At 48.7% G+C, this 13,265-nt stretch carries 14 protein-coding genes; 10 read left to right on the top strand and 4 right to left on the bottom strand.

Annotated elements, in window-relative coordinates:
- Nucleotides 1-7 precede the first annotated feature (7 nt).
- The 3 genes from G006_RS25095 to G006_RS0106700 form a co-directional block, all read right to left on the bottom strand.
- On the bottom strand, nucleotides 8-1,261 hold the full coding sequence (locus tag G006_RS25095) for a putative O-glycosylation ligase, exosortase A system-associated (RefSeq protein ID WP_051067671.1): 1,254 nt from the start codon (nucleotides 1,259-1,261) through the stop codon (nucleotides 8-10).
- Nucleotides 1,262-1,319: 58 nt separating this feature from the next.
- Nucleotides 1,320-2,279 (bottom strand): glycosyltransferase, encoded by a 960-nt coding sequence (locus tag G006_RS0106705; RefSeq protein ID WP_020482410.1) that lies wholly within the window; start codon nucleotides 2,277-2,279, stop codon nucleotides 1,320-1,322.
- A gap of 171 nt (nucleotides 2,280-2,450) precedes the next feature.
- Nucleotides 2,451-3,080: a polysaccharide deacetylase family protein gene (locus G006_RS0106700; RefSeq protein WP_235048837.1), complete on the bottom strand. Its 630-nt coding sequence runs from the start codon at nucleotides 3,078-3,080 to the stop codon at nucleotides 2,451-2,453.
- A gap of 372 nt (nucleotides 3,081-3,452) precedes the next feature.
- On the opposite strand from G006_RS0106700, the gene G006_RS0106695 reads away from it, so the two are divergent.
- The 5 genes from G006_RS0106695 (at nucleotide 3,453) to sufD (ending at nucleotide 8,934) form a co-directional block, all read left to right on the top strand.
- Nucleotides 3,453-3,902 carry an SUF system Fe-S cluster assembly regulator gene (locus tag G006_RS0106695; protein ID WP_026146901.1) on the top strand — a complete coding sequence of 150 codons (450 nt, stop codon included), beginning with the start codon at nucleotides 3,453-3,455 and terminating at the stop codon, nucleotides 3,900-3,902.
- A gap of 14 nt (nucleotides 3,903-3,916) precedes the next feature.
- Nucleotides 3,917-5,365, top strand: coding sequence for a Fe-S cluster assembly protein SufB (sufB, locus tag G006_RS0106690; RefSeq protein ID WP_020482407.1), 1,449 nt, complete (start codon nucleotides 3,917-3,919; stop codon nucleotides 5,363-5,365).
- A 366-nt stretch (nucleotides 5,366-5,731) separates the two neighbouring features.
- Nucleotides 5,732-6,421, top strand: coding sequence for a hypothetical protein (locus G006_RS26960; RefSeq protein WP_152428818.1), 690 nt, complete (start codon nucleotides 5,732-5,734; stop codon nucleotides 6,419-6,421).
- A gap of 477 nt (nucleotides 6,422-6,898) precedes the next feature.
- Nucleotides 6,899-7,648, top strand: a complete 750-nt coding sequence (gene sufC / locus G006_RS0106675) for a Fe-S cluster assembly ATPase SufC (RefSeq protein ID WP_020482404.1) — start codon at nucleotides 6,899-6,901, stop codon at nucleotides 7,646-7,648.
- A complete protein-coding gene (gene sufD / locus G006_RS0106670) occupies nucleotides 7,645-8,934 on the top strand; it encodes a Fe-S cluster assembly protein SufD (RefSeq protein WP_020482403.1) in 1,290 nt (429 codons plus the stop codon). Before sufC ends, sufD begins: the two co-directional genes overlap by 4 nt.
- Here sufD and G006_RS0106665 read toward each other — a convergent pair.
- Entirely contained in the window at nucleotides 8,929-9,501 is a 573-nt protein-coding gene (locus tag G006_RS0106665) for a Uma2 family endonuclease (protein WP_235048836.1), read from the bottom strand. The genes sufD and G006_RS0106665 overlap by 6 nt on opposite strands.
- A 68-nt stretch (nucleotides 9,502-9,569) precedes the next feature.
- On the opposite strand from G006_RS0106665, the gene G006_RS0106660 reads away from it, so the two are divergent.
- From G006_RS0106660 to lgt, 5 genes are all read left to right on the top strand, one after another.
- Nucleotides 9,570-10,793 (top strand): cysteine desulfurase, encoded by a 1,224-nt coding sequence (locus tag G006_RS0106660; RefSeq protein ID WP_020482401.1) that lies wholly within the window; start codon nucleotides 9,570-9,572, stop codon nucleotides 10,791-10,793.
- Nucleotides 10,793-11,245, top strand: coding sequence for a Fe-S cluster assembly sulfur transfer protein SufU (gene sufU / locus G006_RS0106655; protein ID WP_020482400.1), 453 nt, complete (start codon nucleotides 10,793-10,795; stop codon nucleotides 11,243-11,245). The genes G006_RS0106660 and sufU overlap by 1 nt, the downstream gene beginning before the upstream one ends.
- Before the next feature lie 61 nt (nucleotides 11,246-11,306).
- On the top strand, nucleotides 11,307-12,026 hold the full coding sequence (locus G006_RS0106650; RefSeq protein ID WP_020482399.1) for a class I SAM-dependent methyltransferase: 720 nt from the start codon (nucleotides 11,307-11,309) through the stop codon (nucleotides 12,024-12,026).
- A 36-nt stretch (nucleotides 12,027-12,062) separates the two neighbouring features.
- Nucleotides 12,063-12,377, top strand: a complete 315-nt coding sequence (locus G006_RS0106645; RefSeq protein ID WP_020482398.1) for a non-heme iron oxygenase ferredoxin subunit — start codon at nucleotides 12,063-12,065, stop codon at nucleotides 12,375-12,377.
- 86 nt (nucleotides 12,378-12,463) lie between these two features.
- Nucleotides 12,464-13,252 carry a prolipoprotein diacylglyceryl transferase gene (gene lgt / locus G006_RS0106640; RefSeq protein WP_020482397.1) on the top strand — a complete coding sequence of 263 codons (789 nt, stop codon included), beginning with the start codon at nucleotides 12,464-12,466 and terminating at the stop codon, nucleotides 13,250-13,252.
- The last annotated feature ends 13 nt before the right edge of the window (nucleotides 13,253-13,265 follow it).

Here is a 13,265-nt window from a genome sequence, read left to right as displayed (position 1 = left end):
TAAATTATTATATTTCGATTTTTTTGTACTGCTGTTCATTTAGGCGTGCTTTTTCCGAAAATTCTTGTAATGCGAATTTTTTAATTAACATCGATATAAAAACTAAATGATAAATCAAATCCCAATAGGATAAACCGAGGAAAGCAGTGCCAACCATATAGCAAATGATCGACGTTCTGACCATTAGGCTATAGTGGCGCACCCACTCCATGTCTTCTACTCGTTTAGCTTGTCTTGATAAACGGGTTAATCCAAAAACGCTACCCAGTATCAGTGAAATCCATAACCCGAATGCTATAAAGCCATGTTCAGCAAGCATTTCTACGTAAGAACTGTGCCAATCCCGCATCGTGACATGTATCCAGCCATCGAATCCCGCTCCGGTAAACGGGTGGCTCAGCACATGATTCCAGCCATCTGTCCATGCTTCTATTCGTGACATGGCGGAAAGGTCTTCCTCGTAAGTTTCCATGGTGTGCATACGTCCGAACCATTCTTCAGGCAAATAGGGGATGACAAAAAATGTACCGCCAATTACTAGAGGGATCATCAAGTATTTACGTTTGCTGTTTGAAATCAGCGTAAACGTTAGAGCGATCATGGTAAGTAATGCGCCTCGAGACCATGATGATAATGAAGCGGCATAGATGATCGGAATGGATAGTAATATTCCTTTTTTAAGCCAGCTCTTCTGCACTTCTTTTTCCCATACTAATAGCAGAGGCACCGCAATCAACATCGCAACGGCAAATAAATTGTTGTCCTCGAATTGCGTATTGGGAGGTCCATATACGCGGTGACCAAAGCCGGTTAAGATAGCAAATATACCACCTTTAACTGCAACAATGCCGATAGAGGCCCCTATGGTGGAAATCAGATAATAGAGTTTTTCCCTGGTATTGATGAGTACCCATGTGAAATAGAAGGGCACAAATACTTTAGAGACGAACAAAAATTTTTCCCAGGCAATATCCTGTAAAGGAGATTGGGTTGTGGTAAATATGAAATAGAACCAAAGTGTTATAAAAACTGAAATTCGCCAATCTTTAGGGATGGGCTGTTTATCTTTGGTGTTGAACGTGCTGACAACAACTACCAAAAATAACACATAGTATACCGGTAGCGAACGTACTGCTCCCCAGGCATAGGCGTGTGGATTCAAGTAGCTGAATATTGCTAACGATAGTACCCCCCACCATGGTTTTTTTATTGCGGCAACTATGCAGCATATCAGAAAAATAAGAACAACTATGTCGCGCACGGAGTTTAATTTAGTAGGTTTTAATGCACTTAACTAAGCTTTTAATGGTCGGCTTAATTTAATTATTTATTAATATTTTGTTTTTCCAGCGTGAAAAACAGCCACATATTTGCCCGAGAGAATAGCTGACATTCATTGCTTGGCGCAGGCTATGTTTTGCAGCGAATGCCAATGCAAGCCATTGCCAAGTTTGGCGGACAATTTGCGAGATCAAGAATGGCGGTATACCCAAGTAGGTGCGATGATAGACCGGAAAGTCATTAATTGCTCCTCGATAGCCGGCCAGAAAGTGAACATCTAAAAAGTAGCGTCGCCGGAGTCGCCATGGTTCGACGGCGTGAAGTATCGCCATGTCCGGGCGGTAACGTATTCGGCGCTTTTGCTGGAGTAGCACATTAAACATCATCACGTCTTCGCCTCCTCCTATGGTTTTACCTTTGCGGTCATATCTGCGATCAAAGCGCAATGCCGGATCGTTTCGGAATATCGCCATATCATATGCAATGTTGCCGGCCCAAACCGGTGTAGTGCTGTCTTCTATCCAGAAAGCTTGTTTACCGTGATCCAGCGCGCCTAGAAATCCCAATAATTCGTCCTCAAGCCATTCTGGACGCTTATGGTCTGTAAAGTCTATATCGATTCGTCCGCCAACGCATTCGGCGCCTTCGCTAAGGTATGCGTGTACAACTGTCTCCAAGAGTCCGCATAAAGGTAGTTCATCGTCGTCAATAAACACCAGAATGTCTGAATTGATTGCCTCTTGTATGGCTCTGTTGCGCGCTGCGACTATGCCTTGGTTGGGTTCATGCACCCAGCGGAGTGTCGGGCCTGGTAGTTGCTGAAGTTGTTTCAATACATCGCTTGTCGTGTCGCTACTATTATTATCGACAGCAAGAATTTCAAATGGAATCGGACAAGATTGCGCTCGCATGGCAAACACCAGATTCTCTAACCTTTCCGCACGGTTGTAGGTGCAAAAAGCGAATGTGAGCTTTTTAGAGGCTTTTTCCATGCTCATTGTCGATATCTAAATGTAGAGAGTGGTAAAGAGTTGCCGGGCAAAGTCATGTTCAGGGGGTTGGGTTTTTGAGCTCGGCGTAAAAGTTTTGAATTCTGGTGGTGACGAATTTCTGCGCCCTTAATCACTGTTGATTCATAGCTTCGCTAAAATCAGCAGTGGTATTTGCAATCAAATCGTATGAACCAGTTTATCCCAAACACGGTTCGCATAGTAGCGCGTCATTTTTTTCCAAGATACATCGTTATCCGCAAAGTTTAATTTGCGGGCTAGTGTGCTGACACCGTCGCCGGAGAATATGGCAATACGTCTAACTAGGTAAGGGTTTGGTTCGCTATCGAACCAGCCGGGGCGGGTGGTGCAAGCCATGCTATAGCCTGTCTGTTCGGCTATGGTGATTGAATCCGAGTTGAATCTGCCAAAGGGATAGGCCAGGCTGCTGACTTGGGTTGACAATAAATCTTCAAGAACAGCTTTGGCTTTTGAAAGTTCGAACTGTTGTTGGTCTGCGCTGAGTATCGATAGGTCTGGATGCGAGCAGGTGTGCGAAGCAACTTCCATTCCGGCTGCATGCATTTCAAGCAGTCGTTCCGTCGTTAGCATCCGTGTCTGAGTTGATGGTTTGCCTAGCCAATGGGCATGACCGCCGATGCAATCGGTAGCGATAAACCATGTGGCCTTCATCCCAAGTGCCATCAGAGGCAAAAAAGCCCCCGGATAGTTGTCTTCGTAGCCATCATCAAAAGTAATGACCACACTTTTTTCAGGTAGCGATTTGGCACTTTGCAAGTCTTTGAACAAAACCGTTGTCCAACCTTCTTGCTTTAGATACCGCAAATGCTTCGCAAACAAGTCCGCGCTTATGGAGTAATGCGACTCGGGTTGAGCGTCGGGCGTACCGTGGTACATCAAAACAATAGGGCTGCGAGTTTGGGTCATGGCTTTTTATCAAATGGAGTGTGTTTCGTTCTCTTAAGAAGTGTATTGCAAAAAAACAAGATTTTCAGGGAAAAGTTGTTGCAAGCTGTTTTTCCCCGATGCTGAACCAGATAACACCGTGTACGAGAACTCACAAGATAACGGTGTTCATGGGAAAATAAGATTTTTAATAACCAAGCTGTTTACTAAGGATTTAAATAAGACTAAAATAGTCCTAAATGTAAAAGGAGCGCGATGTTAAGGTTGAGCAAGCTAACAGACTATGCCACGGTGATCTTGAGCTACATGGCAAGGGACAGGAGTTGTGTGCATGGGGCTTTAGAAATTGCTGAGGCCACCGGCATCTCGCAGCCAACGGTAAGCAAGATCTTAAAGATACTGCTTAAGGCGGGTGTGTTGGTGTCTATGCGCGGGGCAAAAGGCGGTTACGCCTTGGCTAAAGAGCCTAGCCGGATTAGCGTGGCCACCGTGATTTTTGCTTTGGAAGGGCCGATTGCCCTGACTGAATGCACCGTGTCGCACAAGAGTTGCGATCAAGCCAGCGGTTGCCGGATTCAAGGCAATTGGCATTTGATTAACCAAAAAATCGCCAATGCGCTGGAATCGGTGACCTTAGCCGATCTGATTTTGCCGTTTAAACAGCCGGAAGAAGTCTCCATTCCGGTTAACCAGTTGTTTCGCTAATTACCCAAAAGATTATGTCTACCAGCGCACAAGAAATTGAACATTTGATCAGTCAGGAATATAAACAAGGGTTTGTGACCGAGCTGGAAGTCGATACGTTTCCGCCAGGCTTGGACGAAGACGTGATTCGCCGGTTATCCAAAGTCAAAAACGAGCCGGAATTCATGCTGGAATATCGGCTTAAAGCCTTCCGGCATTGGCAGACCATGCCATCGCCAGACTGGGCGCAACTTAAAATCGATCCCATCGATTATCAATCCATCAGTTACTACTCGGCGCCAAAATCAAAAAAAGCCGGGCCGAAAAGCCTGGATGAAGTCGATCCAGAGTTACTGGATACCTATAAAAAGCTCGGCATCCCGCTCGACGAACAAGAGCGTTTGGCTGGTATCGCAGTCGATGCAGTGTTCGACAGCGTGTCGGTAGCCACGACTTTTAAAGGCAAATTGAAAGATGCCGGGGTGATTTTCTGCCCGATTTCCGAAGCCTTGCAGGAACACCCGGAATTAGTGAAGCAATACCTTGGTAGCGTAGTACCAACCGGTGATAACTTTTTCGCTGCATTGAATGCCGCCGTCTTCACTGATGGTTCTTTTGTTTACATCCCCAAGGGGGTGCGTTGCCCGATGGAGTTATCGACCTATTTCAGAATTAACGCCGCCAATACGGGCCAGTTTGAAAGAACTTTGATCATTGCCGATGAAGGGTCCCATGTGTCTTACCTGGAAGGCTGCACCGCGCCAATGCGAGACGAAAACCAGTTGCATGCGGCGGTAGTAGAGCTGGTGGCAATGGACAATGCCCAGATCAAATATTCCACCGTGCAAAACTGGTATCCGGGCGATAAAGATGGCAAAGGCGGTATTTATAACTTCGTCACCAAGCGTGCCGAATGTCGCGGCCACAATTCCAAAGTATCCTGGACCCAAGTCGAAACCGGCTCCGCGATTACCTGGAAATACCCAAGCTGCGTGTTGCTAGGCGACGATTCGGTCGGCGAGTTTTACTCAGTGGCCTTGACCAATAACCTGCAACAAGCCGACACCGGTACCAAGATGATCCATATCGGCAAAAACACCCGCAGCACCATCGTGTCGAAGGGTATTTCCGCCGGTCGGGCGCAAAATACCTATCGTGGTTTGGTGAAAGTGGCCAAGTCCGCCGAAAACGCCCGCAACCATACCCAATGTGATTCGCTGTTGGTTGGTGATAAATGCGGCGCACACACGTTCCCTTACGTGGAAGTGAAACAGCCGACCGCGCAGATCGAGCATGAAGCGACCACCTCCAAGATCAGTGAAGATCAATTGTTCTTTTGCCAGCAACGCGGTTTGTCTGCGGAAGATGCGGTGTCGATGATTGTGAATGGGTTTTGTAAGGAAGTGTTTAAGGAGTTGCCGATGGAGTTTGCGGTTGAGGCGCAGGCGTTGTTGGGGATTAGCTTGGAAGGGGCGGTTGGTTAAAAAGGGTTTTTTCTGGTTCCCAAGCTCCGGCTTGGGAACGCGGTCTTGAAAGCTCTAGCTTTCATTGCTGTTTGAGGCGTCGCTAGCGCGACGGGGGGGTTTATATGTCGGGTCTCGGCCCGACAGCCGAGATACTTTCTTTTGCTTGGCCAAAAGAAAGTATCCAAAGAAAAGGCCACCCGGAATTCCGCCTTAATCCTGCGCTTCTCGCTTTTGGCGAGGGTTTTCGGAAGGGGCTTCCCAGCCCCTCCGAAAACGAGCGGCATCCCTGCCGCTCCCCTGCGGGCCGATCTTGCCAAAAGCTGCGGTGCTCGGGGCGGAATAATGGGAATAACCCCGTCGCGGGATTGAAGGCAGTGGGATATTTTGATTTGGGAAGAATTTTTAGGATGCTGCCGTCAGGCGCTCCGTTCAGCATGTGCTATGAACCGGAATCTGCTTTTTAAATTATTTATGGACAATTCGGATAAATCAACGAAATCAGATTCGAACGATATCAACACAAAATGGTTTGTAGCGTTTCTGTGCCTAATAGTTTCTATTGTATTTGGTTGTTATTTTTTTAATTTTAATGACCAATTATCGGATAAAAATGAAGTTTGGGGGACGTTTGGTGATTACGTTGGCGGAATACTTAATCCCGTAATTGCATCATTTGCTTTCTATTTAATAGCAAAGACTTACGAGTTGCAGAAAGATGAGCTAAAGAAGACAAGAGAGTTATTAAAAGTATCAACAGTCGCGCAGGAAAAACAATTGATACTTGCAGCTTTAACGACTTCACTAAGCTCGACTTTAACGAGGATTGGTGTGCTAAGTTCCGAGAAATATCAAATAATTTCTGAATTAGAGCCGGGATTAAAAGAGGTTATGTATAAGTTTTTAAAAAGTGGTAAAGCATTAAGTGACTTTTCGAGCAATATAAACAATAGTACTGTGTATGGCGGCTATTGTCTTCATATTGAAAGAATGTGCGACATTGAGCGTGAGATTAAACAGTTAACTGATAAAGCAGTAAAGCTAGAAAATAAAATAGAAAACTTTATGAATTTATAGGCTTTTTGCCGGGTAGGGTGGCATGGTTTAGTGCCCACGCAGGATGAAAGCCAATGGTGGGCAAAATTGCCCAACCTGCACGGGATGGTTTTTCTTCCCGTATGCCGCGCCGAGCACCGGAGCTTTTGAACGGAATAGCCCGTAGGGGCGATGCATGGATGCATCGCGTTGCCGAAGGGGCAGGAAGCCCCTTTCGGCAACCCCGCTCAAAAGCGAGGAGCGCAGGATAAAAGCGGCATCCGGGTCGCCTTTTCTTTGGATACTTTCTTTTGGCGATGCAAAAGAAAGTATCTCGGCTGTCGGGCCGAGACCCGACTTTAAAAAACCGTCGCGTTAGCGACACATAATTTAAATGCTGGGTTATTCAACCTAGCCAGGCTAATGGTGACGCTGGAGCGTCAAAAGCTGCGTTCCCACGCTGGAGCGTGGGAACGATTAGGTTCGGAATTATTTAAAAAAACTTAGGTGACCAAACGTATGCTCAGCATAAAAAATCTCCACGTAACCATCAACGACAAACCCATATTAAAAGGCCTAACCCTGGATATGAATCCAGGTGAAGTTCACGCCATCATGGGCCCCAACGGCGCCGGCAAGAGTACCTTATCGCATGTGTTGTCCGGTAAAGCCGGCTACACGGTCACCGAAGGCAGCGTAACTTATAACGGCAAGGACTTGCTGGAATTGGCCCCGGAAATTCGTGCCCGTGAAGGGGTGTTTTTGGCCTTTCAATATCCGGTGGAAATCCCAGGCGTCAGCAATATCTATTTGTTGAAAGCCGCGCTGAATGCGATGCGCAAGCATCAGGGGTTGCCGGAAGTGGACGCGATGGATTTTCTGACCATTGTCAAAAGCAAGGTCAAGTTGTTGCAGATGGACGAGAAGTTTTTGTACCGCGCGGTTAACGAAGGCTTTTCCGGTGGCGAGAAGAAGCGTAACGAGATTTTGCAGGCGGCGATATTGGAGCCCAAGCTGTGCATCCTCGACGAAACCGATTCCGGTTTGGACATCGACGCATTGCGCATTGTCTCCGAAGGGGTGAATTCCTTGCGTAACGCCGAACGTTCGTTCTTGATGATCACCCATTACCAACGTCTGCTGGACTATATCAAGCCTGATGTGGTGCATGTGTTGGCCGACGGCAAGATTGTTAAATCCGGTGGACCGGAATTGGCATTGGAGCTGGAAGAACGTGGTTATAGCTGGCTGGAAGGGCAAGCGGCATGAGCGGCGCAGCGTATTTAACGGAATATTCCGGCTTGGCGGCGAGTTTGCCGGGGCTGGATTTGCCTTGGCTGCAAGGCTTTAGAAAACAGGCCTTGCAGGCTTTTGGCGTCAGCGGCTTTCCTGGCAATCGCGAGGAAGAGTGGCGTTACACCAATTTGTCGGCGCTAAATAAAACCCTGTTCGCACCCAACTCCAGCCAGAGTGTCGATGAAGACTGGTTGAATCAGTACAGATTGGAGGATGCCGCCAGTGTCGTTTTGGTCAACGGACTGTTTTCGCCGTCCTTGTCGCGCCTGGAAGCCTTGGCAGGCAAAGTGTCTGTTTCCAGTCTGAAACAGGCTTTGCAAGATAATCCGGCTTGGCTGGAAAGTCGTTTGGGACAAGCTGTGACCAGTGCTGAACATAATCTGGTGGCGTTCAATAATGCCTGGTTCGCCGACGGTGTGGTGATCGAAGTGGCGGCTAAGCAGCAATTGGAAAAGCCTCTGCAGATTCTGCACGTGGTTACCCAAGCCGATGCGCTGGCAGCAACCCGGAATTTGTTTGTCCTGAATGAGCAAGCCGAAGCGGAAATTGTCGAAACCTATGTCGGCAGCATCGATAGCTATTTCACCGCCTCCGTCAATGAATGTTTGTTGGGCAACAATGCCAGTTTGATGCTTTACAAAGTCCAGCTTGAAAGCGAAAAAGCCCAGCATTTTGGTGGCACTTACGTTAAGCAAGCGCGAGACAGCCGCTTTGATCATCATAATTTTGCTTTGGGCAGCGGGCTGGCGCGCAGTGACATTCATAGCGATCTGGATACGGCCGCGGAGTGTTCTTTAAACGGTTTGTTCGTGGCCAGTAAGCGCCAACATATCGATAACCACACCCGCATCAATCACCTAAAACCGCACGGCATTAGCCGCGAGTTTTACAAAGGCGTATTGGATAACAAGGCACGCGGGGTGTTTCAAGGTCGGGTGATCGTGGCCGAGGACGCGCAGCGCACCGATTCGGAAATGAACAACCGTAACTTGCTGTTATCGGCGGATGCCGAAGTGGATACCAAGCCGCAGCTGGAGATTTATGCCGACGACGTAAAGTGTTCGCACGGCGTCACGGTGGGGCAATTGGAAGAAAAGTCGGTGTTTTATCTGCAATCGCGCGGTCTTGACGAGGCGTCGGCCAAAAATATTTTGACCTTTGCGTTTGCCAACGAGATGGTAGATAAGGTCGAAAATGCCGAGTTAAAAGCCTTGCTGCTGAAAGAGTTGTTAGAGCGATTTCCGGCGATCAGTTTATAAGATCGAAGCGACTGAGACTTGAATCTCCGGTAAAGCCACCAGATTGATACTATCGGCTTTTGTCAGTACCGATTTATCCAGATAGTCGCCGTCTTGGGGTTGCCGATACACTTCCAGGCAATTGTCGATCAGGTTGACGATCCAGTACTCGGTAATGCCGTGGGTGGCATAGAGGCGCAGTTTTTGAGTGCGGTCGAAGCGTAAGGTGCTGTCGGATACTTCTACCAGCAGCAGCACGTCCGTTGCTTCGGGATGGCGAGTGGTGTAGTCGTCGGCATCCGGCTTTACCAAAACTAAATCAGGTTCGGGTTCGGATAGATCGCCAAGTTGGATGGGGTTTTGAGACCGAATCGAAATGGTGTCATCCAACAAACGGAAGAAGTGGCGAGTTAACCGGGTAACATGTCCTGCATGATTAAATCCTATCGGCGCCATGTGTAAGATTTCTCCTTCGATGAGTTCCATACGGGTTTCCGGTGGGAAAATCCCGGCTTCGCCCATGCGGTGCCACTCGGCGATGTCAGTAAGGTGTTTTTGCGGAAAGACAGCGACCATAGTTTTATCCATTTATCGAATCGACTATCTCGATTCTAGTGTTTACTAAAGACGAAATCAATTAAACCAAACAGTTAGCGATGAGCATATTTCCAGTAGAACAAATCCGCGCCGATTTTCCTATCCTTGGCGAGACAATCCGTAACAACCCTTTGGTTTATCTCGATAACGCCGCCAGTTGCCAGAAGCTGCAGGCGGTAATCGACAGCATCGTGCATACCTACAGCCATGAATACGCCAATATCCATCGTGGTGTGCACACCTTAAGCGTACGGGCTACGGATAAATTTGAAGGGGCTCGGGAGAAGGTCAGGACGTTTATCAACGCTGCCAGTACTAAGGAAATCATCTTCGTGCGCGGCGCGACCGAAGCGATCAACCTGGTGGCGCAGAGTTACGGTAAATCGCAACTGCAAGCCGGCGATGAAATCGTGATTAGCGCGATGGAACACCACGCCAATATCGTGCCTTGGCAAATGCTTTGCCAGCAGATGGGGGCGGTTTTGAAGGTTGCACCCATGAGTCAACAAGGCGAGTTGCTGTTCGACGAGTTTGCGCAATTGTTGAACGCCAAAACCAAGCTAGTGGCCATCACCCAAATGTCCAATGCCCTGGGTACGATCAACCCGGTGGAAAAAATTATCGCTGCCTCCCACGCTAAAGACATTCCGGTATTGCTGGACGGCGCGCAGGCAATTCCGCATATGGCGGTGGATGTACAAGCCTTGGACTGCGACTTTTACGTGTTTTCCGGCCACAAGCTTTATGGACCGTCCGGCACTGGTGTGCTTTATGGTAAGCAGGCATTGCTGGAAGCCATGCCGCCCTATCAAGGCGGCGGCGACATGATTAGGCAGGTTACTTTCCAAAAAACCGAGTACGCCGGCCTGCCGCATAAGTTCGAAGCCGGCACGCCGGCCATTGCCGAAATCATCGGCTTGGGCGCGGCGATCGATTACGTCACTGCCATTGGCATGGATAATATCGCGGCCTATGAAGCCGAGTTGCTGGATTACGCTACCCAGCAAGCTGAGCAGATTAAAGGCCTCAATATTATCGGTCAGGCTGCGCATAAGGGTGGCATCTTGTCGTTCACACTGGATCGGATTCATCCGCACGACATCGGCACCATGCTGGACAGTTTGGGCATCGCCATTCGCGCCGGTCACCACTGCGCCATGCCGGTGATGGACTTTTACGGTGTACCCGCCACGGCGCGGGCCTCGTTTGCCATGTACAATACCCGCCAAGAAATCGATGTGTTGATGCAAGGCATCAAATCCTTAATAGAGGTGTTTGGCTAATGTTTGAAGATTTACGCGATCTATACCAAGAGGTCATATTCGACCACAACCGCAATCCTCGTAATTTTCGGGTGATGGAAAATGCCAATCGCCAAGTGGAAGGTTTTAATCCCTTGTGCGGGGATAGGCTGACGTTGTTTTTGAAAATTGATGATCACGTGATTAGCGATGCCAGTTTCCAAGGCTCCGGTTGCGCGATTTCCACGGCTTCCGTGTCTTTAATGACTGAAATCGTCAAGGGTAAGACTGAAACCGAGGCCGATACTTTGTTCAAGCAGTTTCATGAAATGACGACGGGTAAAACCGAAGATATTAATCTCGAAGCCATCGGCAAACTGGCTGTGTTGGCTGGGGTGCGCGAATATCCTGCCCGGGTGAAATGCGCCACACTAGCTTGGCATACTTTAGACGCTGCTTTGAAAAACGAAGCCCAGTCAATTTCCACCGAGTAATTTATCGCTCGTGGTGGCTGTGTTGGCACAAGGGGCAGTAGTCTATACCGATGACTCGGTGATGTCCGCCAGTCAGGCGCTAGCTGAGCGCTTGGCTTGGCCCTTGCTCGTTTTGTCAGAGCTACCTGGCGAATTCCTGCAAGGGTGTTTTCTTTGTTACCGCGACGGCTGCCTGAAACTGCTGGACAAGCAAACCTTGAAAAAAGGCGGCTTGATAGTCGAAATCGATCCACGTCCCGGCGAGCAACACTCCTATCCGGCCCCCAAAAAAGACTTGTTGGCGCAGGCGATCGGCAAGAAAACCAAAACCATTATCGATGCCACCACGGGCTGGGCGCAGGACAGTTTAGCCTTATTTCGTATGGGGTACGAGGTACAGTGCATCGAGCGCTCGCCGGTAATGGCTGAACTGATCAAGGATGGTTTTCAACGTTTGGCGCAAAAGGACTGGGTGCTAAATCGGCAGTTGCAAGCGCCCGCGCTAATGGTCGGAAATGCCATCGAATTACTGGGCGGTTTGTCGCAAGCGCCGGATTGCATTTACCTGGATCCGATGTTTCCTCCCAAACGTAAACAAACCGCAGCGACGCGAAAATCGATGGCGATACTGCGCGATATTTTAGGTGATGACCTGGACCGGGCAGACTTATTTGCCGCCGCCTGGCAGGCGACCGGCAAACGCGTGGTAGTCAAAAGCCCTGATTACGCGGAACCCTTAGGCGGCAAGCCCAGCGAAAGCTATCAGGGCAAATTGCTAAGATACGACGTTTATCTGAAATGAATTGGCAGACAAAACTTAAACCCAAACGAGGCAAGCATGAGCGATTGGATTGATGTGGTGGCCGAATCGGCACTGGCAAATGGCGAACATGTGCTGGTTGATGTCGACGGTACCGATGTGGCAATTTTTAAAATCGATGATCAATGTTATGCGATTGAAGACGTTTGCACGCATGACGGTGCTGAAATCGCCAGCGGCGAGCTGGATGGCGATGAAATTGTCTGTCCGCGTCACGGGGCGCGGTTTTGCGTTAAAACCGGCGCCGTCAAATGCGCGCCGGCTTACGAAGATGTCGCCACCTTTCCGGTAAGGATCGTCGACGGCAGAATTCAAGTAGCGGATTCAAGATGACCCGCGCAAGATAAACGGCGAAAAATCTCAGTCGGCGTTAGAATCGCCGCTCATTTGCTTAAACCGTACCTACTTTCCGCATAATCATGGAACATTTCATCTGGAATATTGACCCCATTCTTGTCGATTTCGGCTTTCTGAAAATTCGCTGGTACGGCTTGATGTTCGCATCCGGCTTTGTCGGCAGTTTTTTGACTATGCAATGGATCTATCAGCGCGAAGGCAAAAATATCGAAGAGCTTGATACGCTGCTTTGGTATATGGTGATAGCTACCATCGTCGGCGCGCGTCTAGGGCATACCCTGCTTTACGATCCTGCCTACTATTTATCTCACCCCTTAAAAATTCTGGCAGTGTGGGAAGGAGGATTAGCGAGTCACGGCGCCACACTGGGTATCATCCTGGCCTTGTATTTGTATCGGCGCAAATATGGTGATAGTTATTTTTGGTTGTTGGATAGAGTCAGTATCCCGACCGCCTTGGCCGGCGCACTAATCCGCATCGGTAATTTCTTTAATTCGGAGATTCTAGGTATTCCCACGGACTTACCGTGGGGGGTTGTGTTTTCGCGGATCGATCCGTTGCCTAGGCATCCAGTGCAGCTATATGAGGCGGCTTGTTACCTGATGATTTATCTGATTTCACTGGCGATTTACAAAAAACAGGCCAATAAGCCAGGGTTCGTGTTCGGCTGTTTCATCACCATGTTGTTCACTGTGCGTTTTTTCTTGGAATACTTCAAAACTGAGCAAGCCATGTACGACACCGGGGTAATGTTTACCACCGGTCAGCTACTGAGCGTGCCGTTTGTATTGGCCGGCATTGCTTGCATCGTCTGGTCTTTAAAAAACCGCCAGCCCAACCCGGTGGCGTAATCGTTTATAATCC

The organism is Methylomonas sp. MK1 (assembly GCF_000365425.1).
Taxonomy (GTDB): Bacteria; Pseudomonadota; Gammaproteobacteria; order Methylococcales; family Methylomonadaceae; genus Methylomonas.
Note: the sequence above shows the minus strand (reverse complement) of the source record. Positions and strands in the feature narration are given on the sequence as shown.